We start from the raw sequence: 23,228 nt of genomic DNA on the forward strand, positions 1-23,228 counted from the left end.
ATTCATAATGTACCCTATAGTATCGCGTTTGCGTGTGCAGTCATTGGTTAAATTTTTCCATGAGAAGGCGAGAGCATGAATCAACAGTTTGAGCAGGAATTACAAAGTAGCTGGCAGGAGCGCCAGGAATACGCAGAAATGATGTTACCGCTGATTGGTAAACTGTACCGCAATCACGCGGTCGAGATTTCTGTTTACGGCCGTCCATTGTTAAATGCCAGTGCCATTGATGTCATTAAAGCGCACCGCAAAGTGCGTCTGCATGAAGGCGTCAAACTGCGTCTGCGTGAGAGTTATCCTATTTTACATGCCCTGAGTGCTATGCAACTGGCGCCTGCCGAAATTGATATTGGTAAACTGGCGTTCGATTTCCACTATGGTTCGGCCGTCGATAAGGACGATTTACAGGCCTATCTGCACAGCAAACTTGGCGATGTGATTGATAAAGACGATGAACAGCAACCGCAGGACGTGGTGCTGTATGGTTTTGGCCGTATCGGACGGTTACTTGCCCGTCTGCTGATTGAACGCCAGGGCAAAAGTAACAAACTGCGCCTGCGCGCCATTGTCGTGCGTGGCGGCCGCGAAGGCGATCTGGAGAAACGTGCCAGCCTGCTGCGCCGCGACTCTGTACACGGCCCATTTAATGGCAGCATCACCATTGACGAAGAACGTAATGCGATTAAAGCGAACGGGTCCTATATTCAGGTTATCTATGCAGACAGCCCTGATCAGATTGACTATACCCAGTACGGTATTGATAACGCCATTGTAGTGGATAACACCGGCAAGTGGCGCGATGAAGATGGACTGGGCCTGCACCTTAAAGCGAAAGGTACCGCGAAAGCTATTCTGACAGCACCGGGTAAAGGCAGCATCAAAAATATCGTGCACGGTGTTAATCATGACGCGATCAAGGCCGAGGATAAAATTCTGTCGGCGGCCAGTTGTACCACCAACGCCATTACTCCCGTACTCAAAGCGCTGGACGAAGAGTTTGGCATCAGCAGTGGACACGTTGAAACGGTGCATTCCTATACCAACGACCAGAACCTGATTGATAACTACCACAAGGCTGACCGGCGCGGCCGTAGTGCACCACTGAACATGGTTATTACTGAAACAGGTGCAGCCAAAGCGGTGGCCAAGGCATACCCTAAACTGTCTGGTAAACTGACGGGTAATGCGATTCGTGTGCCCACACCCAATGTGTCGCTGGCTATTCTTAACCTGACGCTGGACAAAGACACGGACAAAGTGGCAATTAATGAGTTTTTGCATAACACTGCGCTGTTCTCTGCGCTTCAGCACCAGATTGATTACACGGGCAGTAAGGAGATTGTCTCAACGGATTTAGTAGGCTCCCGGGCCGCCGCAATCGTTGATTCACAGGCAACCATCGTGTCAGAAAACCGTCTGACATTGTATGTCTGGTATGACAATGAATTTGGTTACAGTTGCCAGGTAATGCGCTGCGTGCGCGATATGGCTGGACTGACATTCCCGTCGCTGCCAGCTTAACTGCGAAGCGACACTGAAACCGGCACCGTCTGCGACGTGCCGGTTTTTTTATACCTGTTACAGTATATAAGTGGCGGTTTGTGTGCGTGTCAGCGTACACTTGCGATTGCAGTTCAGCGTGGTCTTTGGCCTGAATCGCATAGCACTGATACAGCCGACTATGCTAGATTAATGCAATCTCAGGTCAGCTAACGCTGATCCGCTACCGCCAGAAAACACGAAGAGGTTGTTCTGGCTGGTCATCAGCCCGCCATACAACTGGCATAAGACCAGTATGAGCGGAGCGACCGGGCGTACCTTCCCTGACACGACAATTACAAAGGAACACGACAGAAAATGCATATATCCAGTCAGTTCGATAGCGGCAACATTGAAGTAGTTAATGCCGAGTCTGCCGACAATATTCAGCTTAAAATTAATAAAGATAATCAGTCAGAATTCTACCAGTGGTTTCATTTTCGTCTGGTAGGCGATGTGTATGCAAAGCACACCATGACGATTACCGACCTGGCACGGTCAGCATACCCGGATGGCTGGAAAGAATACCAGGTACTGGCCTCTTATGATCGTGATACCTGGTTTCGGGTTCCCACTCAGTTTGACGGCGATAACCTGACATTCTCGCTTACACTGGAACAGCCTAGTGTGTTTTTCGCCTACTTTATTCCTTACAGCTATGAGCGCCACCTTGACCTGATTCATGATGCGCAGATGTACCTTGACTGTGAGCACCGTTTTCTTGGTCTGACCCTTGATGGGCGTGACATGTCGATGCTGGTGATAGGTGATGAAGCGCCGAATAAGAAAAAAATTTGGGTCACAGCCCGCCAGCATCCGGGTGAATCAATGGCCGAGTGGTGTGCAGAAGGACTGTTATACCGGTTACTGGATGAAGAGGATGGTCTGAGCCGTCAATTACTCAAAGACGCCGTTTTTTATATTATTCCGAACATGAACCCCGATGGCTCTGCACGCGGTCATTTGCGCACTAATGCTGTAGGCAGTAACCTCAACCGGGAATGGGCAGAGCCAACCGCTGAAAAAAGCCCTGAAGTGTTATATGTCACACAGGCCATGCAGGAAATTGGTGTCGATATGTACCTGGATCTGCACGGTGATGAAGCCCTGCCATACAATTTTGTCGCGGGCAGTGAAGGGATTCCGTCTTACAACGATAAGCTGAAGGATCTGGAGGAGACGTTCAAGCAGGCGCTGCTTACCGCCACCCCAGAGTTTCAGGACATCCACGGTTACGAAAAAGACAAACCAGGCGAAGCGAATCTGACGGTTGCCTCCTGCTCTGTTGCAGAAAAATTCAAGTGCCTGGCGTACACGGTTGAAATGCCGTTTAAAGACAATGCTGACCTTCCTGATGAAGTGTATGGCTGGTCTGTGCAGCGCTGCCGTCAGCTAGGTGAAGATTTGCTGGTGGCGACACGTGCCGTTGTCAACAAGCTTAGATAAAATAAACATTTACAACAATAACAATATAAAAAGGAACTCAGCGTGGAATGGTTATATAATTTTCTGACGACGATCGACGGCTTTCTGGGCGGTGCGTTCTGGTTTCCGTACGTGCTGTTGGGAGTAGGGCTGTTTTTTACAATCTATCTGGGTTTTCCTCAGATCCGATACTTTAAACATGCCTGGCTGGTGATTACAGGGAAGTTCGACAAAGAGTCGGACCCCGGTGACACTACACACTTTCGGGCACTGACCACGGCACTCTCCGGTACGGTAGGTACGGGCAATATCTCCGGCGTCGCATTTGCGTTGTATTTAGGCGGGCCGGCAGCCATATTCTGGATGTGGGCAACGGCCTTCATGGGCATGACAACCAAGTTTGTGGAAGTCACCCTGTCGCATAAATACCGCGTAAAAACCGAAGATGGCACGATGGCCGGTGGCCCTATGTACTACATGGATCGCCGTCTGAACATGAAATGGCTGGCGGTGGCGTTTGCCGTTGCAACCGTGATTTCCTCATTTGGTACCGGTAACCTGCCACAAAGTAATGGTATTGCGCAAAGTATCGAAGCCACATTCGGTTTTGAGCCCTGGATTGTTGGCAGCGTGCTGGGCGTACTGCTGGCGCTGGTGATTCTGGGTGGCATACAGCGTATCGCAGCGGTCACCGCCAGAGTCGTGCCGTTTATGGCCGTTATATATCTAATTGGTGCGCTGGCAGTTATTTTCGCTAACCTTGAAAATATCGGCCCCTCGTTCACCTCCATCATTAAAGATGCCTTCACCGGATCAGCTGCCGCAGGTGGCTTTTTGGGCGCATCGCTGGCCTATGCGTTTAATAAAGGTGTGAACCGTGGTCTCTTCTCAAACGAAGCCGGTCAGGGTTCTGCGCCCATTGCGCACGCTGCTGCAAAGACTAAAGAGCCTGCCTCGGAGGGCATGGTGTCACTGCTTGAACCCTTCATCGATACCATTTTGATATGTACCATTACGGGTCTGGTGATCCTGTCTTCAGGGGTATGGAAAGAGAAGCATGAAAATATCTTTGACCGCTCTGACATGTATTACGTGGCAGGGGACTACACCGATAGCAACGATGCCGATGTTAACAGCCTTTACGAATACTTAAATGAGATTGACGGCAATTCAGTGAAGCCCTACACCGGTACGATTACGGTGGTAAACGGCACCGCTGTAAGTGATGGCTACACCCTGATCAATGCCCGTTCGGTGGCAGAAAACGTTAAGTACTACGTGGGCGGCGATGATGCCTTTACCGGTACACTTGAAATTGACGAGGGTAAACCGGTTAAAGACAATCTGGAGGTGCGCGGCAAGTCGCTGGTGCATTCAGCAGCGCTGACGACCATCGCCTTCACCCGTGGCTTCTTTGGTGATTTTGGTCAGTACATTGTGTCAGTGGGTCTGATGCTGTTTGCTTTCTCTACGGCCATTGCCTGGTCTTACTATGGTGACCGGTCGATGACCTACCTGTTCGGGCCGCGTTCGGTGATGCCGTACCGGGTTATCTACGTAGCCGGCTTCGTATGGGCAGCAGTCTCAGATACAACCCTGGTATGGGCGTTGTCTGCGGTTGCCATTGTGGTCATGACACTGCCTAACCTGTTTGGGATAATGTTACTGGCCAAAGAAATGAAGCAAACCATCAATGATTACTGGAGCCGAGTACACAAATAATCATGAAATGGTACACTAACCGCCCTGCACAGGCGTGGTAGCGTGAAAGCTTGTGCAGAAACGGTTTTTTCATTCCCGCCGGAACACCGCCGGCGGGAATTCTTGTTAGACCATCGCTGCCCTGACTAACGAATGAAGCAAACAGGAGCATTACATGGCACTGATAGACTGTCCTTCCTGCAACAAGAAAACATCAGACAAAGCTGCATCCTGCCCGCACTGTGGGTTTGGTGTTAGTGATGCCACAGATGAAGATATCGAACGTAAACGACAGCTTAAAAAGTTTCAGAAACTGCAGAGCATCCAGAATCAGTCTCTGATCGCCGTGCTGATGTTCGTAGCTGGTTTTGGCATGATGTACTGGGGCGGCGCTCAGGGCAGTGATCTGCAGTACAATCTGTCTATTCTCTGCAGTGTGGTTGGTTTTGTATGGTACATTATTAACCGCGTGCGAATTGTTATGGTTAAACGGTTTTCCAAATGAACGTAGATGCACTTTTACAGGCCATGACGCCGGATGTTTTTGAACGTTTGCGTCAGGCCGTAGAAACCGGCAAGTGGCCCGATGGCACAGCACTCGATGCTGCGCAGCGAGAGAGTTGTATGCAGGCGGTGATGCTGTATCAGGCAAAAGTTGCCAGGAGTACTGACCACATGACGGTCAATGCGAACGGTGAAATTGTGCATAAAACGAAACGGGATTTTTTACGCGACCTCAAGCAGGATGTGGAAGACGACAACACCATTGCACGGTTCAATCAGGATGATATTTAATCGTTTCTTTACCCCCGCGTACCGCAGTGACAACCCGCAAACCCGGATAAAAGCCATTGACTCGCTGGCGCCGGATAAGCCGCAGGAAAAAACTATTCTGCATGAACTGGCGTTCAATGATGCCAGTCCTGACGTTACGCTTGCGGCGCTGCACCGCCTGAACAGCTTCGCGCTGTGGCAAAAAATGGCGGCTATCGCACACACCGAACGGGTCAGGCGTGAAGCAGAAAAACAGGTGGAGGGGATCCTCAAAGGTCAGATTGACGTGGCGATCTCTGATAACGAGCGTCGCGCATTTCTTACAGAGTCAGCAAGCTCCGCGCTTATCCGCGAGCTGCTCCTGGCCGATCCGTCATTGCATAACGATGCCAGTTTCGTTGTTACGCTGCTTACGCGGGTCGGGGAGTCGAGATTTACACAGCAGGTGTTCCATTTTACGCCCAATGCCTCAGTTCAGGATGCGATAATCAGCCAAAGTGCTGACACCGACTTTCTTGGCCGCCTGCAGCGCAAGGTCACAGACTCAGCGCTGAGCGAAAAAATTGCAGGACGCATAGACGCGCTGGTCGCACAGGCAGAAAAGCCGGTTGCACTGAAAAAGGCGGTAACCCTGTGTCTGTCAAAATATCAGGCATTGCTGGATAAAAATGATTACGCGGATGCAGCACAAAGAGCAGAGTCGCTTGAGGCGGAGTATCAGACGCTGATGGCCGACAGTGACTGTCTGACAGCAGAAGACGCATCCACGCTGCGAGACAAACACGCAGTAATAAGCGAGCAAATCAGTCGTCACTGCGCGCGTTTAAAGCCACAGTGGCAGGCGCAGCAAAAAGCGCGCGAGATAGAGCAGACCCTGCAGCACGCTAAATCGCAGGCTGACGCTTTGCAACGTGAAGTGTCAGCGCTTTATGATGAAAAGCTGTTAACCGCCACCGCCGAAGAGGTTGGTCAGGTGACAGATAGTCTGGCTGCTTTTAAGCAAGCGCTGTCGACGCTATCCGGTCTTGATGATCAGCACACCCATCTGCCACAACTGACGCGGCAGTGGGAGCGGCTAAGCGACGATGTGGGAAGTTTTGCCGCGCAGCAACAAGCCGGTCAACGGGTGCTGGCATTACTCGAAGACGCCGACGCTTTCTTGCAGCGCGTACAGCAAGACTCACCGGTTACCCACGAACAGCGTCACCAGGCAGAGCAGTTCGCTGTAAACTGGCGTGAAACGTCTCAGGCTCTCAGGCATCTGCCTGCACCGTGGCAGGCGCGCTGGAAACAAATCTGGTCAGCCTGGAAGACGACAGTCAGCGCGCAGGATGACGCGGCAGAGCAACAAATAAAGGCGTGTCGTAAGCAATTGAATATTATCGACAGCCAGATTGAGAAAGGCCGGTTTCGTCCCGCCATGCGTGCTTTTGACAAGCTTCGTATGACGTACCAGCAGTTGCCCGCGGATGCACAGCAGGCGCTCAGGAAGCGCTTTGACAACACGCAGGCCGATATAGAGCGCCTCGAGGGCTGGCAAAGTTACCTTGCTACGCCGCGTAAACCCGCACTGCTTGAACAAGCCCGTGAACTGGCTGCCAGCACGCCGGATGATATTCAGGCGCGCTCTGACGCGATTCGGTATCTGCGTCAGCAGTGGAAGTCGCTGGGTAGTACCGGCGACGCCCATGATGATGAGCAGAATGCACAGTTCGATGGGTATCTGGAGGCGGCATTCGCACCCTGTCGGGAATACTACGCAAAGGAAGATGCACGTCGTGAGCAAGCCTTTGGTGTCAGGCAGGCATTGATAGAAAATGTGCGTCAGCTTAATAGTGAAGAGGAGCCGGCCACGCTGGTCAGGACGCTGGACCGGCTTCGCGACAAATGGCACCATGCCGGGCAGGTAGACGTGAAGCGCTACCGCAAGTTAAAACAGCAGTGGGACAGTGCCATTGCGCCACATCAGCAGCGCATTGATGCATGGCAGCAGCAAAACCGGGAAGCCAAACAGGCGCTGATTAAGCAGGCTGAAGCCTTAAGTCAGTCCGATGACGTTGCCGCGGCGGCCAGAGACGCGCAGCAGTTACAGCAGCACTGGAAAACCATTGGCCATACCGGGCGGCGCACTGAGTCGGCGTTATGGCAACAGTTTAAAGCGGCCAACGATGCATTGTTTGCGAAACTAAAGGCTCAGCGTAAGTCGCAGGATGAGGCGCAGTCGCAGCAGGCCAATACGTTGCTTGATAAGCTCTCTGAACTGCACAGTCAGCGGGAAACGCTGCCTGACAATGAAATGCGCAGTGCCATCAGAGACATCGAGCGGGCACTGAACGGATTAAATGGGTCGCTGAAGCGTAAAGTGCTCAATAAGATGAAAGAACTGGATACGTTGCTTACCCGTCAGCGAACGCAGCAGCACCAGCGTGAGCAACAAGCTAAGTATGCAGCATTACAGGCGCTGCTGCGCAACTGGCGCGATGGCACAGCAAAGGACGCGATAGCTGCGTCTGAGTTTGCAGATCTGGGCAGACAGTGGCAGCAGGCCTGTGAAAGTCAGGAGACCTCGGCCTATACGCGTGCCTGGCTGACCACCGCTCTGGAACTTCATTGTGCAATGCCATCGCCGGCCAGCGTGTCTGAAGAACGTCAGGCAGTGCAGCTGGCGTTGCTCAGTGCCAAAATGGAGCAGGGTGAAAAGTGGAATACCGACGCGCTTGTCGAGCACTGGTTGCGGGCCGGGCCTGTCAGGGAGGACGAACAGCCTCTGGCCGCGCGCGTAAGTGAGGTTATCCAGGCGCAGCAACAAAAACAGGAGCAGCAATAAGTGCACACCGATATTGAATACGGCTTCCCGAGTGAAGCGATTGCCTATAAATTTCTCAATACGGTGCGGCATTTTGATGCTGAGGCATTGCGGGTCAGACTGGGACGCAACGATCATCATGTCAGTATTGCGTACCGGCCAGTTACTGATGGTTTTGATCCCACATTGTCGGAGCTTGATGATTTGGCAAGAGAGCTGGGTGGCGAAGAGGCACGCTGACAACGCCAGAGGGAAGCGTGACGATTGCCGCCGCTTCCCTGATCCGTCTCAGGTGTTCAGCGTGACCTGATAGCCGGCATATTTGCGAATATTAATCACTCTGTCCTCATCCAGCAGCCAGTATTGCCCCTTAATTCCCTGCAATGTACCGCTAAAAGACGGGGTTTTGTCCAGATTAATGGATTTGATTTTTTCCGGGTAGCGTTCAACCGGATAATCAATGGCATGGATTTCATCTGTTACCGGACTGACAGCCTGCAAGCCTTTTTCATGACGCAATTCATCCAGCGGCGCGGCAATGGCTTCAAGTAACTCATCACGTACCTGGCTGAGGTTGACCTCATCAGGCTGACCTTTAAGCATGGTGCGCCAGTTGGTTTTATCGGCAATATGCGCCTTGCACAGTGTCTCGACTTTACCACTGGTCAGTCTGTCTGGTACCCGCAGCATCACCATAGCCTGTGTGGCACCCTGATCCATCCAGCGGGATGACACCCCCTCAGTCACATGGCGGGTAATCCCAACTTTAACCGTGCCGGTATTGGCCAGATACACAAAATGGTCTGTCAGGCAGTGCTCTTCACCCCATTGCGGCTCTCTGCAGGTGCCTTCGTGATAGTGGCATTGTTCCGGCTTGATGATACAACTGTCACATTGCGCCAGCGTGATCAGGCACCGGTAACAATAGCCCTGATTAAAGCTTTTTTTGGTTTTAGAGTGACAGTGCACGCAATGAATTTCACCGTTAAAGGTAAGGGTCAGTGACTGACCAATAAGTGCGTTCATATCCACGCGCTCGTCACCGACGGGCAGCGTGTACTGTACCTGGTTTTCTTTATTGGTTGCGACCTGCATTTTGCGCAGGCCGCCGGAATACATCGTCATCACTTAGTCCTGTGTTAATTCGCCGCGGATATTGGCCGCCAGTTGTGTTTGTAATGCGTCATAGGGCATCGACTTACTCAGCAGGTAGTGCAGTTTCGCCAGTGCCGCCTCTGGCGTCATGTCGCTGCCTGAGATCACGCCCGCCTCGCGCAGACCGTGGCCCGTCGCATAGCCCCCCATATTCACGCGGCCACGCAGACACTGCGTGCAGTTTACCACCGGTATTTCCCGGTCTCTGGCGTAGTTAAGTTGGGCAATTAATGCCGGATTTTGCGGTGCATTACCCACCCCATAACTCAGCAAAATGAGTGCATTTACCGGCTGCTGCAGAGTATTTTTAATTACCTCTGCGGAAATTCCCGGGTATAGACTTACCATGCCGATTGGCTGCGCAGTGACCGGTGACACCGTCAGCGGCGTATCGGTATCTGTGGCGAGTTCACCGGCTTTCAGACGAATATTAATGCCTGCTTCCAGCAACGGCGCAAAATTTGGCGACTCAAAGGCATTAAAGCCGTCGGCATCAACCTTACGGCTGCGGTTGCCGCGTAGCAGGCGGTTGTTGAAAAACAGACTGACTTCCGCAATTGGAAAGTTGGCAGCGATGTATAAGGCGTTAAGCAGGTTCACTTGCCCGTCGGAGCGCAGCTCTGCCAGCGGGATCTGTGAGCCGGTGACAATCACGGGCTTGCCCAGATCTTCCAGCATAAAGCTCAGAGCCGACGCCGTGTAGGACATGGTGTCGGTGCCGTGCAAAATAATAAAGCCATCGTAATCGTTATAATTACCGGCTATATCATCGGCAATGCGCTGCCAGTCGGTAGGATCCATGTCAGAGGAATCGATCAGGTTGTCGTACTCGTGCAGCGTAAACTCCGGCATTTCAGGACGATGAAACTCGGGCATTTTTTTGAGCGTGTCAGACAAAAAACCGGGCGCCGGGACATAGCCCTGTGAAGAAGGCCGCATACCAATAGTACCGCCAGTATAGGCAACATAAATACGTTTTCGCATACTCTGCCTGTTAAACGTTTGGGGGAAGATGCGCGGTATTGTAGCAGGGCGCAGCCGATTGTCATCTCTGTGCGAGAGAAGGCTTGTATTTCGCTGCAAAACCAGCCAACAATAGCAGTAAAACGGAAACGCCCTGCGACACAGAAGGAGCCTTACCTTGCGCACACCCCTGATTTTATTGTTCTGCCTGATAGCCGGTCCCGCCATGGCGCTGCACGGGCAGCCGTCAACGCCAGCACAACCACATAAGAGCGCAACGCGCGCCTTTCTGAATAGTCTTGATGACAAATTACTGCCGCTGAGTGAACGCAGTAACGTTCGCGACGCCATCACCCGCGATCGTTTTGAAACGGTCTTACCCGATATCATGCGACGCAATAATCTGGATATGTGGGTCATTATTGCGCGCGAATATAACGAAGATCCGGTGATGAAAACCATGCTGCCCGCCACCTGGCTGTCGGCGCGCCGGCGTACCATGCTGGTGTTTTATGATCCGGGCTCAGGGCAGGATCTGGAACGCCTTGCCGTTGCAAAATATGATATTGGGTCGCTATTTGAACGTGCCTGGGATGAACAGCGTTTCGCCGATCAATATGCGGCGCTGGCCCACCTGATAAGCCAGCGTGATCCGGCGCGTATCGGGGTCAACATGTCGACCCATCATGGTCACGCGGACGGACTGTCTGCGACCGAATGGCAGTTACTGAATGACGCCTTACCCGAGCGTTATCAGGCGCGTCTGGTGAGCGCCGAGAAGACCGCGATCGGCTGGCTTGAAACCCGTACCGAAACAGAAATGACGCACTACCAGACACTGACAGAGGTTGGTCATGCCCTTATCGCTCACGCGTTTTCCCGTGCGGTAGTAACGCCCGGTAAAACCACCACCGCTGATGTTGAGTGGTGGCTGCGTGAACAAAGCGCGGCGCTGGCGCTACCAAACTGGTTTCATCCTACCGTGTCGTTTCAGCGTCCCAGCGCGACCACCGGGAACGATTTCAGTGGCGCGCGTCGCAGCGGCGTTGTAGAGCGCGGCGATCTGCTGCATGTAGATTTTGGCATGACCTATCTGAACCTGAATTCTGATCAGCAGCAGCACGCCTACATACTGAAAAAAGGTGAATCACAGGCTCCAGGCGTGCTGCGCGAGGCGTTGACTGTGGGTAATCGCCTGCAGGATATCTTGCTGAGTCACTATAAAGTGGGAAGAGAGGGCAATCAGATCCTGGCACTCGCCCGTGAACAGGCCAGCAATGAGGGCATTACGCCCATGATTTATACGCATCCTATTGGCTTTCACGGTCATGCAGCAGGTACGACTATAGGTATGTGGGATGCCCAGGATGGTGTGCCGGTTCACGGCGAGTATCCGCTGCACCCGAATACCGCTTATTCCATCGAGTTAAATGCCGCGGTTGAGATCCCTGAGTGGGGCGGCGCGGTGCGCATTATGCTGGAGGAACAGGCCTTTTTTGATGGCGACAGCATTGAGTATATGGATGGCAGGCAAACGGCACTGCACCTGATTGGCGACGTAAAATAACAACTGGCTTTCAGTGACGAGCAGTTCGTATCTTCCTTAGTGGGTTATCGTTTAATGTCGGCGTAACATAAAAATTTAAAAAGGTATCTATGACTGAAAAACAGGGAACACTGGTCTGTGTCGGACCGGGGGTTATCGTTGGTGCGCATATTTCCATTCGTTGCCAGAAGCATATTGAACAGGCAGATGTCGTGTTTGTTAATTCTCATCCGATTATGCTGCAGTGGATAGAAACAATGAATACGGATGTGCGAAGCCTCCAGCATTTTTATGGTGAAGGTAAGGACAGGCGCATTACCTACCAGGAAATGATTGACGCGATCCTCGACGAAGTGCGACAAGGTAAACGTGTTGTTGGTGTGTTTTACGGTCACCCTGGGGTCTTCGCCAAAGTGCCGCACAAAAGTATTGCCCAGGCGCGAAAGGAAGGCTTTCGTGCCGTGATGGAGCCGGGCATATCAGCCGAAGATTGTCTGTATGCGGACATGGGCATTGATCCGGGCGATTATGGGTGTCAGCACTATGAAGCCAGTCAGTTTTTATTTTACAACCGCCGGTACGATCCCTCGGCTTACCTGATTTTATGGCAGATTGCGCTGGCTGGTGATATCACGATCGCTAAGCGTCTCAGCAGCCCGGAAGAACGGCAGTTTCTGGTGGATATGCTGAAAAAATCCTATCCGGGTACGCATAAAGTCGCATTGTATGAGAGCCCTACGCTAATCACCGACGCTGTGCGTGAAGAGTGGATAGCCCTTGATGAACTGCCGACTGCTGACCTGACACCAGTGACTACACTGGTTATTCCTCCATGCGAAAAAATGGTGAAAGATGAAGGGATAGTGGGTGCCATTCGCGCCTTATCTTTACCATCATAGCCGGGCACTATAATGTTTGGCAGGCAGGGAATTCGAATTCCCCGTTTTTGTTTTTTCAGCACCTTGGCTGCATAGCAGCATGAGGTTATTCATCGTCCCCGGCACAGATGCTGATATCTGGCTGTTGTGGTAGCGATGGAGTAAGCTGCCGGGGTATCGGCGGGTATGTCAAAAAAAAGTTCGTCTGGGATTAGTAATTGGTGCCGATACATGGCTTTCTCATGCATGCAGATGCATATTCTGTAATGATATTTAAAAGGAATTAGACTACTATAGCGTTTTGTGGCGTGGTTGTTGATCTGTGTCGACACAAAAGCTATCAGCGCTTTCATGTTAAGAGAGAGTAACTATGAGCATAATAAAAACCCTGGAACAACTGGGTCAAAACCCGGGCATGTCACCTGAAACATTGAGTGTACAGCAACGGGAAGAAATTCAGCGTCTCAAAGACAGTGCACTTTTTATCAACGCATCAATGAATATTTCAGATCCAGACGAACCTGACGATTCTCCTGATCCTGACAAAAATCCTGACAGATAATCCCTGACGCAATCAGCATGAGGAAAGTAGTTGTAACCTTATTGTTTGCTATGGTGTGGCATGTTGCCACGCCGGCTCATGCACTATCAGACCAGGAGAAGTTACAACGGGCTGAAGCAAACCGTCTGGATAATCACCGCCAGGCACAAGAGTTAATAGACTCCATTGATATCAGTAACCTAAGCCGAAAAGAGAAGGAGTTATACTGGTATCTGAAAAACTGGCTAAGGACATTTGATGGCAATGATTTGCTTGGGATTTATGAGCGTTATGGAGAATTAGTTCACACCGTTGAATCTGCAGAAGTAAAAATACGGGTGCTGACCTCTCAGCTTTCACTGGCGTCTTATTTAGGCAAGTGGGCAGAAGGCTTTACGATGGCCAACAAGGTGCAGACATTGTTGTCTGACTCGCTTTCCGAGGCCGTCCAGGCCAGTACTATCAACGGCATGATTACGTTCTATATCAAGGCCGAACAACCACAAATTGCGAAAAACCTTATTCAACGATTTGAACCCATCGCAGAAAACGTGCCTGGCGCGAAATGTCTGCTGGGCGTTCAGAAAATTGACCTGTTGTTAGAGCAGGATCTTAAGCAGTTATCACTTAACGATATCCTTAATACTAAGCTTGAGTGTGAACGGGCCAATAATAGCTATCATGCGCTTTACAGTGAGATGAACCTGTTTTATTACCTGGTCGAAACCGGTAACCTGCAACAGGCGAAAGTGATAATGGGGCCGCTTGAAAAAAAAGTCGAAACGCTGGATTTCGTGTTTATGAAAACCGGTTTTTTAGCGTATGTCAGTGAGCTGTATAAGCAACAGGGTCAGTTGGTTCAGGCGTATGAGACGGCGCAGGATGTGCTCAGCATGGATGTTGAGGGACAGTACTTACCCACCAAAATCCAGGCACTCGAAATTCTCATCGATATTGCCAAACAACAGGCTAATTTCGAACAGGCGGTTGCGTATATGGAAACGCTGGAGAGTCTGCGCGCCGAATTTCGCGAACTCAGTGTGGTCAAGCAGGCGGCCTTCCAACAGGCAAACTTTGAGCTGGCGCTGAAACAAAGCCAGATTGATTTGCTGGATAAACGCAATAAATTGCTGGAAACCCGTTCTGCGCTCTCAAAAGCCCGGGTACAAACAACATTGATTGCGCTCTGTTTTGTCGGTGTCGTGATGCTTGGCTTACTGGCGTGGATCTGGCGCAGCCGAAAATTACAGAAAAAGCTGAGTGAAATGGCGCGTATTGACTCGCTGACTGGCATTTTTAACCGGGGCTATTTTCTGCAGAGTGTGAAGCAGCGTCTGGTCAAAGCACAAAACAAAGACCTTACCTGCTGTTTATTACTGCTTGATCTGGACCATTTTAAACGGGTGAACGACAGCTACGGGCATCAGGCCGGTGACTGGGTCCTGACCGAAGTGGTGCGCACGCTCAAGGTGGTGTGTGACGAGCAGTGTACACTGGGGCGCATGGGTGGCGAAGAATTCGCGATTTTTGTCTATGATACCGATTTGCGGTCCGGACTGGCACTTGCAGAGCAGTGTCGCTCGGCCATTGAAGGCATTGACACTGCGCATAGTGGTTATCGATTCCCACTGACAGCCAGCTTTGGGGTGAGTGACACTACTCAGGTGGGTTACCGGTTCGAAAATCTGTCGTCTGCTTCCGATCTGGCGCTATACCAGTCCAAGCAATACGGTCGCAACCGGGTGTATGAATACGACATCAATATTGAAGGGCAGGGCGCGACGCCCTGACACAGAGACAAGGCGTCACTAAGCAGGTGGGGCGTTATTTCACTTCTGCCCCAGCAGCTTGCTGATCGGCGTGGTAGCTGGAACGCACCATGGGGCCACAGGCTGCATGCGTAAAACCAATTTCTTTTGCATACACACCCAGCGCATCAAACTCATCCGGATGTACGTAGCTCTTCACCGGAAAATGATGGCGGCTCGGCTGCAGATACTGGCCAAGGGTGAGCATATCTACGTGGTGCTCGCGTAAATCCCGCAGCACACCTTTAATTTCTTCGCTGTCTTCACCCATGCCCATCATCAGGCCTGACTTGGTTTTAATTTCAGGATGCTGTTCTTTAAACTTGCGCAGCAGATCCAGTGACCACTGGTAATTGGCACCAGGACGGCATTCACGGTATAAGCGCGGAATGGTTTCAAGGTTGTGGTTAAACACATCCGGTACGCCGTTTTTAAATATTTCCAGTGCGCGGTCCATACGGCCACGGAAATCCGGTACCAGCACCTCGATGGTGGTGTCCGGGCTGTGCTCACGAATGGCATTAATGCAGTCTACAAAGTGCTGGGCACCGCCATCGCGCAAGTCGTCACGGTCAACCGATGTAATGACCACGTAATTGAGCTTCATTTCTGCAATCGTTTTTGCCAGTTTCTCAGGCTCTTCAGCGCTCGGTGGCAACGGCTTACCATGCGCAACATCGCAAAACGGACAGCGGCGGGTACAAATATCACCCAGGATCATAAAGGTCGCAGTACCATGATTGAAGCACTCGGCCAGGTTCGGACAACTGGCTTCCTCGCACACCGAATGCAGATTATTTTTCCGCAGTGTGCTCTTAATATGATCGATGCGGTCAGTGGTACGCGGCAGTTTGATCTTGATCCAGTCCGGTTTGCGCAGCATTTCCTCTTTTTCTGAGGGAACAATGGTGACCGGAATGTGTTTCACTTTTTGATCATCGCGGAGTTTAACTCCGGCTTTAGGTCGTGCGTTACTCATCAAAACCTTCTTTATACTGTGTGTGTTGGATTGTAAGCTCATCCAATAAAAGTTGCGCCAGTGCCGGGCCTGCTATGCTTAGCGAGTCCGGACCCTGCAGACGGGCGGTATCAATCATTTCCATACCGGCATAGCCACAGGGGTTAATACGCGAAAACGGCGCAAGATCCATATTAACATTTAACGCCAGTCCATGAAATGAACAACCCCGGCGAATGCGAAGCCCCAGTGAGCAGACCTTCTTCTCATCAACATACACACCGGGCGCATCCTGTTTCGCGTACGCGGTAATATCGTCTGCGGCCAGTAGTGCGATCACGGCGTTTTCCATGGCATTCACCAGGTGCCTGACTCCCAGTTTGCGGCGGCGTATATCAATCAGCAGGTAAATCACCTGCTGGCCAGGGCCGTGATAGGTAACCTGACCTCCACGGTCCACCTGTACCACCGGGATGTCTCCGGGCATCAGGATGTGTTCAGCTTTACCGGCCTGGCCCTGCGTGAAGACAGCGTCATGTTCGACCAGCCAAATCTCATCCTGATCCTGTTCACCACGGGTGTCAGTGTAGTGCTGCATGGCATGCCAGACATGCTCATAAGACTGACGCCCCAGTTGTCTGACAATCACTTGCTGGTTATCACTGCTCACTTATAAGACTACCCGCACCAGTTCCAGCTTAGACAGCTCGGTATATATCAGTTCCATATGCTCTTTACTGGTAACACGGACACTCACCGAAACTGAATGGTAATTACCTTTGCTGCTTGGCTTTACCGTTGGCGAATAGTCACCAGGTGCATGCTGCTGCAAACACTCGACCACCTGACCAGGCAGTTCTTCATGGGCTACTCCCATGACTTTAAAGGTTTGTGAGGTGGGGAAGTCGAGTAGTTCGTCGAACCGGGTATCCATGCGATATCCTCTTAATAAATCGGGTACATACAAAAACGGCCAGAGGATAACAAATCTGGCCGTCCTATAGCGAAGTTAGGTGTAGCTGCGTGAACTGTCACACCACAGAACCGGGCTTTACCTGTCTGCACTGGTGCGCGGTATTGCCACACCTTCCTTATTGGTTGCGGTTATTAGCCCTCCCAGCCCAACTGCAACATAATGTAGTCTTTCAGTCGGTCAAACATACCGCCTTCCTTAACTTCCTGCAGCGTGACCAGCGGGTAAGAGGCAATATCTTCACCTTCCAGCTGAATATACAGCGTACCGACCACCTGACCTTTCGCCAGCGGTGCTTCCAGCTTGTTATCCAGCTCAAAGTTGGCTTCCAGATTGGCAGCCTGACCACGGGGAATAGTTATGGGGGTAGACTGATTAATTCCAAGGTCGACAGTTTCGCGATCCCCCATGTAAATGCGGTGGGCGACAAAACTCTCACCTGCCTTGTACGGTGTTACCGTTTCGTAGAAGCGGAAACCGTACTTTAGCAGCTTTTTATTCTCTACTTTTCTGGCACGTTCAGAGTCTGTTCCCATTACCACAGAGATAAGGCGCATGCCGCCTTGTTCTGCCGACGTGATCAGACTGTAACCAGCATCTGAGGTATGCCCGGTTTTAATGCCATCGACGTTCAGACTCTTGTCCCACAGCAGGCTGTTTCTGTTGTACTGCTTAATACCGTTGTACGTATACTCTTTTTCACTGTAAATATCGTACATTTTCGGTGTTTCACGGATCAGGGCTTTGGACAAAATCGCCATGTCACGGGGTGACGTGTAGTGATCGGGATCATGCAGACCGTGACTGTTTACGAAGTTGCTGGCGGTCATACCTAAGGACGCCGCGTGCGCATTCATCATGCTGGCAAAGGCATCTTCAGAACCGGCGACATGTTCGGCCATTGCCACACAGGCATCGTTTCCGGACTGAACGATAATTCCGCGTAATAATTCACTCACCTTGAGCTTGGTACCCACTTCAATAAACATTTTAGAAGATTCAGGGAAGTTCTTAGCCCAGGCGTTCTCTGAAATAGTGACCTCGTCATCAATACTGATGTTACCTGCCTGAATTTCTTTTCCAATCACGTACACCGTCATGATTTTGGTCAGGCTGGCGGGGGCCAGTTGCATATCGGCATTTTGCTCTGCAATAAGCTGGCCTGTTTCATAATCCATCAGTACGAAGCCTTTGCCATCGACTGCTGGTGCAGGGGGAGTGACAACGGCTGCCATAGCCGTAGTGGTCATCATAAGCAGGCTCATGACAAAACACGCAAGCAAACGAGCTGTACGTGACGAGTTAGCGCAGTGATTATATTTATGCATGGTTCTTTTTCTTTAGTACCGTTTTGTCCCGAAAATAAGAGCGACAAATTCTATCGCAAGACCCCTAGTACGACTAGGTATTGCGTGAAAAGTTTACTCTTTTAACGGCAGAACACCAGCCCTTGTCGATTAAACCCTTACCTTGCCCCATCAGCGCCATAATTTGGCCATGATTGTTAAAAAAACTGTGGCCAGCAGTTGCTGTACCGTCAATCTGGTCGCGCAGATTAACCAGAGTTAACCAAACTATTTATAGGTTTAAGCAGTAGAAAGCACTGAACAAAGACAGAACGCGGTTGCCAACGACGTTGCCGCGTTATCTGATTTGCCTGGCATGTCTACCAGGTTGCGATACCCAACAGGAGGAAGTATGAGTAACGACAATATTGAGTTTACTGCCCCGGGCATGAACAACGAATCGGCAAAGCAGACCATTGCGTTGCTGGAGCAGCGGCTGGTCGCGTTGCTGGATTTACAGCTTACCCTTAAACATATTCACTGGAATGTGGTTGGGCCTAATTTCATTGGTGTTCACGAAATGCTGGATCCTCAGGTGGATGCCGTACGGGAAATGACCGATACCATTGCGGAGCGTATTGCCACACTGGGCGGCGTTCCTAAAGGCACGCCCAAAGCTATCGTGGAAGGACGCAGCTGGGACGATTATGCCATTGGCAAGGGGCTGGTGACCGATCACCTGGTCGCTCTGGATAAGGTATATACCGGGGTTAACGGTGATCACCGCAGTGCGCTTGAAAAGCTGGGCGAAATTGATCCGGTATCAGAAGATATGGTAACGGGCCAGCTTGCAGACCTGGAGCAATTTCAATGGTTTGTGCGGGCGCATATTGAATCAGCCAGCGGCGAATTAAAAGGGTAAATCTACGCGATACCGGCGCTTCCTGCGCCGGTAGCCAGCCTTATAAGGCCAGCTTATAAGCACCAGGGTAGCCGTTGCGTTTCAGTTCATCTAACAACGCCTGCGCCTGGTGTTCGCTGTTAAGCGGTCCCAGTCGAAGCTTATAAATATTATCAATAAGCGGGGCAGCCGCAGGTACCTGATAAAGTGCCGATAACACATCAGAAATCGAGGCGGCACGGGCCGCATCACTGATGGCTGCAACCTGAATAAATAAATCACCGGAGGCAGTGCTTTCAGTCGTCTGGCGGCTTACCGGCCTGGCTTCTGTATTGTCTTCTTCTGCTGAGGTGGCCGGAACAATGCCGGCGTATTCTTCCCAGCTTACCGTTGGCGTATTTCCTACGGTTACCTGGTTATTCTCATCCACGTGAATCACTTCCAGTTTCACCCGTGCCACGCCACTGTTGTGATAATCAAGCTTGGTGGCCGCTGCATATGACAGGTCAATGATTCGGTTGTCGTGAAAGGGACCACGATCGTTAACCCGCACAATAGCCTGTTTGCCATTATCCAGGTTGGTTACACGCACATACGATGGCAGGGGCAGCGTTTTGTGCGCCGCTGACATGGCGAACATATTGTAGGTTTCGCCGTTTGAGGTCAGGTGGCCGTGAAATTTCTGACCGTACCAGGACGCCACTCCCTCGGCCTGGTAGCCCTTGCCGGTTTTCAGCGGATAGTAGCGCTTGCCCAATACTGTATAGGGGCGGGCATTATATTCCCGGTATGGCTCATACTTGGGTACCGCATTGATGGTTTTAACATCGCCATTGATAAACCGTGGCGGGGAGTCATGCTTTTGCGAATAGCGCCCGCTGCCTGATGACTGGCAGGCAGTGAGCAAAACCAACAGTGTTAGCAGAAATACAGTGCGCATCATCGTGACAACAGACGTTTTTGTGTACTTATCGCCATAAGCATGCCAAACCCGGCCATCAATGTCACCATTGATGTGCCACCATAACTTACCAGTGGCAGGGGCACGCCCACCACTGGCAACAAGCCGGAGACCATACCCATATTAACAAATACGTAAACAAAGAAGGTCAGGGTAATACTGCCAGCCAGTAATTTGCTGTATGCATCCTGCGCGCGGTTCGCAATAATCAGTCCCCGTAAAATAATGGCCAGGTAAATCATAAGCAGAATAAATACGCCAATCAGACCGAACTCCTCGCTGAATACGGCAAAAATAAAGTCGGTATGACGTTCCGGCAGAAACTCAAGCTGAGACTGAGTGCCCTGTAACCAGCCTTTGCCCTCAAGCCCGCCAGAGCCAATGGCAATTTTAGACTGAATAATGTGATAGCCCGCGCCGAGCGGGTCGGACTCAGGGTTAAGAAATGTGATCACGCGTTGTTTCTGATACTCCTGCATCAGGAAAAACCACATAATTGGCGCGAAAGCACCGCCAATCAGGGCCACAAAGCCAATCAGTTTCCAGCTCATGCCAGCCAGAAATATAGCAAAAATACCTGAACTGGCGACCAGCAGCGACGTGCCTAAGTCTGGCTGACGGGCAATCAATACGGTAGGAACGGCTACCAGAACAAAAGACACCACCACATTGAGCAACTTTGTGGGCATGGTAAATTTACTGATATACCAGGCAATCATCATAGGCACGGCAAGCTTCATTAGCTCAGAGGGCTGAAAGCGCAGTACTTTGAGATCCAGCCAGCGCTGAGCGCCTTTGCCGATATCACCAAAAAGTAACACGGCAATGAGCATCAGCAGGCCGATGATATAGGCGTACGTGGACAGGCGCCGGTATGCCATCGGCGGAATTTGTGCCATCACCGCCATTACCACCAGACCCACGACTAAACGTGCTGCCTGACGTTCCATTTGTCCTACATCCTGACCAGAGGCAGAATACAGGGTTACCAGTCCGACGCCCATCAGTGCTATCAGACCGGCCAGTAGCCAGCCGTCAATGTGCAGGCGTTGCAGAAATGTCTGCTTGTTCGGGTTCAGGGTGATGGTCATATGGAGATATCGCTTGTGGTTTCTGACGGTGTGGAGTCTGATTCTTCGGGCTGGGTTTCAAATACGCGATCCCGGAAATAGAAATCCATCATTCGTCGCGCAACCGGGGCCGCATTGCTACTACCACCACCGGCGTTTTCAATGACCACGGTTAACGATAATTCCGGGTCTTCATACGGGGCAAATCCGACATACAGTGCATTGTCGCGAAGCCGTTCATCGACTTCCTCTTCTTTGTATTTTTCGCCCTGTGCGATAGAAAACAGCTGCGCCGTGCCGGTTTTCCCGGCCGACTGGTATGGTGTATCACTGAAGGCGTGCCGCGCGGTTCCTTCTTCACCGGAAACCACCAGTTTCATGGCGTTCATGACCAGGTCCCAGTGCGAATCATTGCCAATCTTTACCGGCTCAAGTGATTTAAGGGCCTCCAGATCAACCGTGCCATTTTCATTACGAAACCCCCGCAGCAGCTGCGGAACATAGCGTTGGCCGCGATTTATGAGCGCATTCACCGAGTTGGTAAGCTGAATAGGCGTGGCGGTCCAGAAGCTCTGGCCAATCCCAACCGGGATGGTGTCACCCACGTACCAGGGCTGGTTAAAGCGCGCCCTTTTCCAGCCCCGGCTGGGCATATTGGCATTCGATTCTTCAAACAAATCAATCCCTGTGTAGCTGCCAAACCCAAATGACTTCATGGAGTCGCTGATATTGTCGATGCCAAGCTCGTAGGCCAGGTCGTAATAAAATGTATCACAGGACACTTCAATGGCCTTGGACACATCCACCTTACCATGTCCCCAGCGTTTCCAGTCTCGCCACACGTGCGACACATTCGGTAGCCGGTAGCGGCCGGTATCACGAATTGTGGTGTCTTTATCAATGGTTCCTTTATCCAGGCCTACCAGCGCCAGGTGTGGTTTGATGGTAGAGGCGGGGGAATACTGGCCCTGAGTAGAGCGATTAATAAGTGGCCGATCAGGCGAATTAAGCAGTCTCGAATAATTTTTACTGCTAATCCCGTGTACAAACAGGTTTGGGTCATAGCTGGGGCTTGAGAACATTGCCAGGACACCGCCGGTGGCAGGTTCGGTAACCACAATCGAACCGCGCTGGCCATCCAGCGCACGCTGCGCCTCCATTTGCAGCTCCAGATCGATATTCAGCACAATATCTTTGCCCGGCACGGGCGGATCCACATTCAGTACCCGGATAATTCTGCCCTGACTGTTGACCTCTACCTGTTGGTAGCCAACCTCGCCATGCAGTAATTCTTCGTGGTACTTCTCAATGCCCAGCTTACCGATATCATGGGTCGCGGCATAATTGTCTTCCTGACCGGCTTCAACGAGCTTTTGCAGATCTTTTTTATTGATTTTGGCGACATATCCGATGACATGCGTGAACGTATCGCCATAGGGATAATGACGTGCCAGCCGGGCCTCAATCGACACGCCCGGGTATTTATGTTTATGGACGGAGAACTGCGCCACCTCCTGCTCACTAAGGTTAGTTCGCAGCGCGACAGGCTTGAACCGTCGCTGGCCTTTCAGGGTGGCGTAAAACGCCTCTTTTTCTTCTTTGGTTATCCCCATCAGCGCCGTCAGCTGGGTCATGGTGGCGTCCAGATCATCAATCTGTTCGGGGATCACTTCGAGGCTGAATACCGGACGGTTCTCAGCCAGCAGTACGCCATTGCGGTCATAAATCAGGCCGCGGTTAGGGGCGACGGGCAGTACTTTAATTCGATTACCGTTGGAGCGGGTCTGGTAGTCGTTGTGTTCTTTTACCTGCAGTACATACAGGTTGGATAACACGGTTATCAGCATGGCGACCACCACCAGAAAGGCAATGGACGCACGCCGGGCAAATAAGTTGGCTTCAGCCGTATGGTCACGAATAGTCTGGCGTTTTAATGGCATGAC

General features: G+C 51.4%; 21 protein-coding genes. 12 read left to right on the plus strand and 9 right to left on the minus strand.

All coding sequences use genetic code 11. The annotated features are described in order from the left end of the window. Nucleotides 1-75 precede the first annotated feature (75 nt). The 7 genes from IE054_RS03820 (at nt 76) to IE054_RS03850 (ending at nt 8,485) form a co-directional block, all read left to right on the plus strand. The gene (locus IE054_RS03820; RefSeq protein WP_189403725.1) at nt 76-1,521 is read left to right on the plus strand and encodes a glyceraldehyde-3-phosphate dehydrogenase; all 1,446 of its coding nucleotides are present in this window, start codon (nt 76-78) and stop codon (nt 1,519-1,521) included. A 336-nt stretch (nt 1,522-1,857) separates the two neighbouring features. Continuing rightward, nucleotides 1,858-2,985 carry a M14 family metallopeptidase gene (locus tag IE054_RS03825; RefSeq protein WP_189403726.1) on the plus strand — a complete coding sequence of 376 codons (1,128 nt, stop codon included), beginning with the start codon at nt 1,858-1,860 and terminating at the stop codon, nt 2,983-2,985. A 42-nt stretch (nt 2,986-3,027) separates the two neighbouring features. Further along, on the plus strand, nt 3,028-4,686 hold the full coding sequence (locus IE054_RS03830) for an alanine/glycine:cation symporter family protein (RefSeq protein ID WP_189403727.1): 1,659 nt from the start codon (nt 3,028-3,030) through the stop codon (nt 4,684-4,686). Between the two features lie 154 nt (nt 4,687-4,840). After that, nucleotides 4,841-5,170: a zinc ribbon domain-containing protein gene (locus IE054_RS03835; RefSeq protein ID WP_189403728.1), complete on the plus strand. Its 330-nt coding sequence runs from the start codon at nt 4,841-4,843 to the stop codon at nt 5,168-5,170. Beyond that, nucleotides 5,167-5,460 carry a YeaC family protein gene (locus tag IE054_RS03840; protein ID WP_189403729.1) on the plus strand — a complete coding sequence of 98 codons (294 nt, stop codon included), beginning with the start codon at nt 5,167-5,169 and terminating at the stop codon, nt 5,458-5,460. Before IE054_RS03835 ends, IE054_RS03840 begins: the two co-directional genes overlap by 4 nt. Then, entirely contained in the window at nt 5,450-8,266 is a 2,817-nt protein-coding gene (locus IE054_RS03845; protein ID WP_189403730.1) for a DUF349 domain-containing protein, read from the plus strand. Before IE054_RS03840 ends, IE054_RS03845 begins: the two co-directional genes overlap by 11 nt. Further along, nucleotides 8,267-8,485, plus strand: coding sequence for a hypothetical protein (locus IE054_RS03850; protein WP_189403731.1), 219 nt, complete (start codon nt 8,267-8,269; stop codon nt 8,483-8,485). It abuts the gene before it with no gap. 48 nt (nt 8,486-8,533) lie between these two features. Here IE054_RS03850 and IE054_RS03855 read toward each other — a convergent pair whose 3' ends face one another. Continuing rightward, nucleotides 8,534-9,370, minus strand: coding sequence for a DUF2797 domain-containing protein (locus tag IE054_RS03855; RefSeq protein WP_189403732.1), 837 nt, complete (start codon nt 9,368-9,370; stop codon nt 8,534-8,536). A 3-nt stretch (nt 9,371-9,373) separates the two neighbouring features. After that, entirely contained in the window at nt 9,374-10,384 is a 1,011-nt protein-coding gene (ansA, locus tag IE054_RS03860) for an asparaginase (protein WP_189403733.1), read from the minus strand. A gap of 157 nt (nt 10,385-10,541) precedes the next feature. Between ansA and IE054_RS03865 the strand changes: the two genes are divergently transcribed. The 4 genes from IE054_RS03865 (at nt 10,542) to IE054_RS03880 (ending at nt 15,118) form a co-directional block, all read left to right on the plus strand. Then, nucleotides 10,542-11,930, plus strand: a complete 1,389-nt coding sequence (locus IE054_RS03865; RefSeq protein WP_229804988.1) for a M24 family metallopeptidase — start codon at nt 10,542-10,544, stop codon at nt 11,928-11,930. A gap of 89 nt (nt 11,931-12,019) precedes the next feature. Beyond that, nucleotides 12,020-12,808 (plus strand): SAM-dependent methyltransferase, encoded by a 789-nt coding sequence (locus tag IE054_RS03870; protein WP_189403734.1) that lies wholly within the window; start codon nt 12,020-12,022, stop codon nt 12,806-12,808. 349 nt (nt 12,809-13,157) lie between these two features. Next, nucleotides 13,158-13,349: a hypothetical protein gene (locus IE054_RS03875; protein ID WP_189403735.1), complete on the plus strand. Its 192-nt coding sequence runs from the start codon at nt 13,158-13,160 to the stop codon at nt 13,347-13,349. 17 nt (nt 13,350-13,366) lie between these two features. Then, the gene (locus IE054_RS03880) at nt 13,367-15,118 is read left to right on the plus strand and encodes a GGDEF domain-containing protein (RefSeq protein ID WP_189403736.1); all 1,752 of its coding nucleotides are present in this window, start codon (nt 13,367-13,369) and stop codon (nt 15,116-15,118) included. A gap of 34 nt (nt 15,119-15,152) precedes the next feature. On the opposite strand, the gene lipA is transcribed toward IE054_RS03880, so the two are convergent. The 4 genes from lipA to IE054_RS03900 form a co-directional block, all read right to left on the minus strand. Then, entirely contained in the window at nt 15,153-16,115 is a 963-nt protein-coding gene (lipA, locus tag IE054_RS03885) for a lipoyl synthase (RefSeq protein ID WP_189403737.1), read from the minus strand. Then, nucleotides 16,108-16,764, minus strand: a complete 657-nt coding sequence (gene lipB / locus IE054_RS03890) for a lipoyl(octanoyl) transferase LipB (RefSeq protein ID WP_189403738.1) — start codon at nt 16,762-16,764, stop codon at nt 16,108-16,110. The genes lipA and lipB overlap by 8 nt, the downstream gene beginning before the upstream one ends. Then, nucleotides 16,765-17,028: a DUF493 family protein YbeD gene (gene ybeD, locus IE054_RS03895; protein WP_189403739.1), complete on the minus strand. Its 264-nt coding sequence runs from the start codon at nt 17,026-17,028 to the stop codon at nt 16,765-16,767. A gap of 173 nt (nt 17,029-17,201) precedes the next feature. Beyond that, nucleotides 17,202-18,320: a serine hydrolase gene (locus IE054_RS03900; protein ID WP_229804989.1), complete on the minus strand. Its 1,119-nt coding sequence runs from the start codon at nt 18,318-18,320 to the stop codon at nt 17,202-17,204. 445 nt (nt 18,321-18,765) lie between these two features. Between IE054_RS03900 and dps the strand changes: the two genes are divergently transcribed. Beyond that, nucleotides 18,766-19,275, plus strand: a complete 510-nt coding sequence (gene dps, locus IE054_RS03905; protein ID WP_189403741.1) for a DNA starvation/stationary phase protection protein Dps — start codon at nt 18,766-18,768, stop codon at nt 19,273-19,275. 40 nt (nt 19,276-19,315) lie between these two features. On the opposite strand, the gene IE054_RS03910 is transcribed toward dps, so the two are convergent. From IE054_RS03910 to mrdA, 3 genes are read right to left on the minus strand one after another with little or no spacing between them, the layout of a single operon-like run. Further along, nucleotides 19,316-20,194, minus strand: coding sequence for a septal ring lytic transglycosylase RlpA family protein (locus IE054_RS03910; RefSeq protein ID WP_189403803.1), 879 nt, complete (start codon nt 20,192-20,194; stop codon nt 19,316-19,318). Then, on the minus strand, nt 20,194-21,306 hold the full coding sequence (rodA, locus tag IE054_RS03915) for a rod shape-determining protein RodA (protein ID WP_189403742.1): 1,113 nt from the start codon (nt 21,304-21,306) through the stop codon (nt 20,194-20,196). Before rodA ends, IE054_RS03910 begins: the two co-directional genes overlap by 1 nt. Beyond that, on the minus strand, nt 21,303-23,225 hold the full coding sequence (gene mrdA, locus IE054_RS03920) for a penicillin-binding protein 2 (protein WP_189403743.1): 1,923 nt from the start codon (nt 23,223-23,225) through the stop codon (nt 21,303-21,305). Before mrdA ends, rodA begins: the two co-directional genes overlap by 4 nt. Nucleotides 23,226-23,228: the final 3 nt, after the last annotated feature.

It is taken from the genome of Alteromonas halophila, assembly GCF_014651815.1.
Classification (GTDB): domain Bacteria; phylum Pseudomonadota; class Gammaproteobacteria; order Enterobacterales; family Alteromonadaceae; genus Alteromonas; species Alteromonas halophila.

Excerpts from the sequence above, each read along its gene's own strand:
- IE054_RS03820 (WP_189403725.1), top strand. The coding sequence starts at position 76 with ATGAATCAACAGTTTGAGCAGGAATTACAAAGTAGCTGGCAGGAGCGC.
- IE054_RS03875 (WP_189403735.1), top strand. The coding sequence starts at position 13,158 with ATGAGCATAATAAAAACCCTGGAACAACTGGGTCAAAACCCGGGCATG.
- ybeD (WP_189403739.1), bottom strand. The coding sequence starts at position 17,028 with ATGGATACCCGGTTCGACGAACTACTCGACTTCCCCACCTCACAAACC.
- lipA (WP_189403737.1), bottom strand. The coding sequence starts at position 16,115 with ATGAGTAACGCACGACCTAAAGCCGGAGTTAAACTCCGCGATGATCAA.
- IE054_RS03835 (WP_189403728.1), top strand. The coding sequence starts at position 4,841 with ATGGCACTGATAGACTGTCCTTCCTGCAACAAGAAAACATCAGACAAA.
- IE054_RS03900 (WP_229804989.1), bottom strand. The coding sequence starts at position 18,320 with ATGATGACCACTACGGCTATGGCAGCCGTTGTCACTCCCCCTGCACCA.
- IE054_RS03910 (WP_189403803.1), bottom strand. The coding sequence starts at position 20,194 with ATGCGCACTGTATTTCTGCTAACACTGTTGGTTTTGCTCACTGCCTGC.
- ansA (WP_189403733.1), bottom strand. The coding sequence starts at position 10,384 with ATGCGAAAACGTATTTATGTTGCCTATACTGGCGGTACTATTGGTATG.
- IE054_RS03825 (WP_189403726.1), top strand. The coding sequence starts at position 1,858 with ATGCATATATCCAGTCAGTTCGATAGCGGCAACATTGAAGTAGTTAAT.
- IE054_RS03870 (WP_189403734.1), top strand. The coding sequence starts at position 12,020 with ATGACTGAAAAACAGGGAACACTGGTCTGTGTCGGACCGGGGGTTATC.
- dps (WP_189403741.1), top strand. The coding sequence starts at position 18,766 with ATGAGTAACGACAATATTGAGTTTACTGCCCCGGGCATGAACAACGAA.
- rodA (WP_189403742.1), bottom strand. The coding sequence starts at position 21,306 with ATGACCATCACCCTGAACCCGAACAAGCAGACATTTCTGCAACGCCTG.
- mrdA (WP_189403743.1), bottom strand. The coding sequence starts at position 23,225 with ATGCCATTAAAACGCCAGACTATTCGTGACCATACGGCTGAAGCCAAC.
- IE054_RS03845 (WP_189403730.1), top strand. The coding sequence starts at position 5,450 with ATGATATTTAATCGTTTCTTTACCCCCGCGTACCGCAGTGACAACCCG.
- IE054_RS03880 (WP_189403736.1), top strand. The coding sequence starts at position 13,367 with ATGAGGAAAGTAGTTGTAACCTTATTGTTTGCTATGGTGTGGCATGTT.
- IE054_RS03855 (WP_189403732.1), bottom strand. The coding sequence starts at position 9,370 with ATGACGATGTATTCCGGCGGCCTGCGCAAAATGCAGGTCGCAACCAAT.
- IE054_RS03840 (WP_189403729.1), top strand. The coding sequence starts at position 5,167 with ATGAACGTAGATGCACTTTTACAGGCCATGACGCCGGATGTTTTTGAA.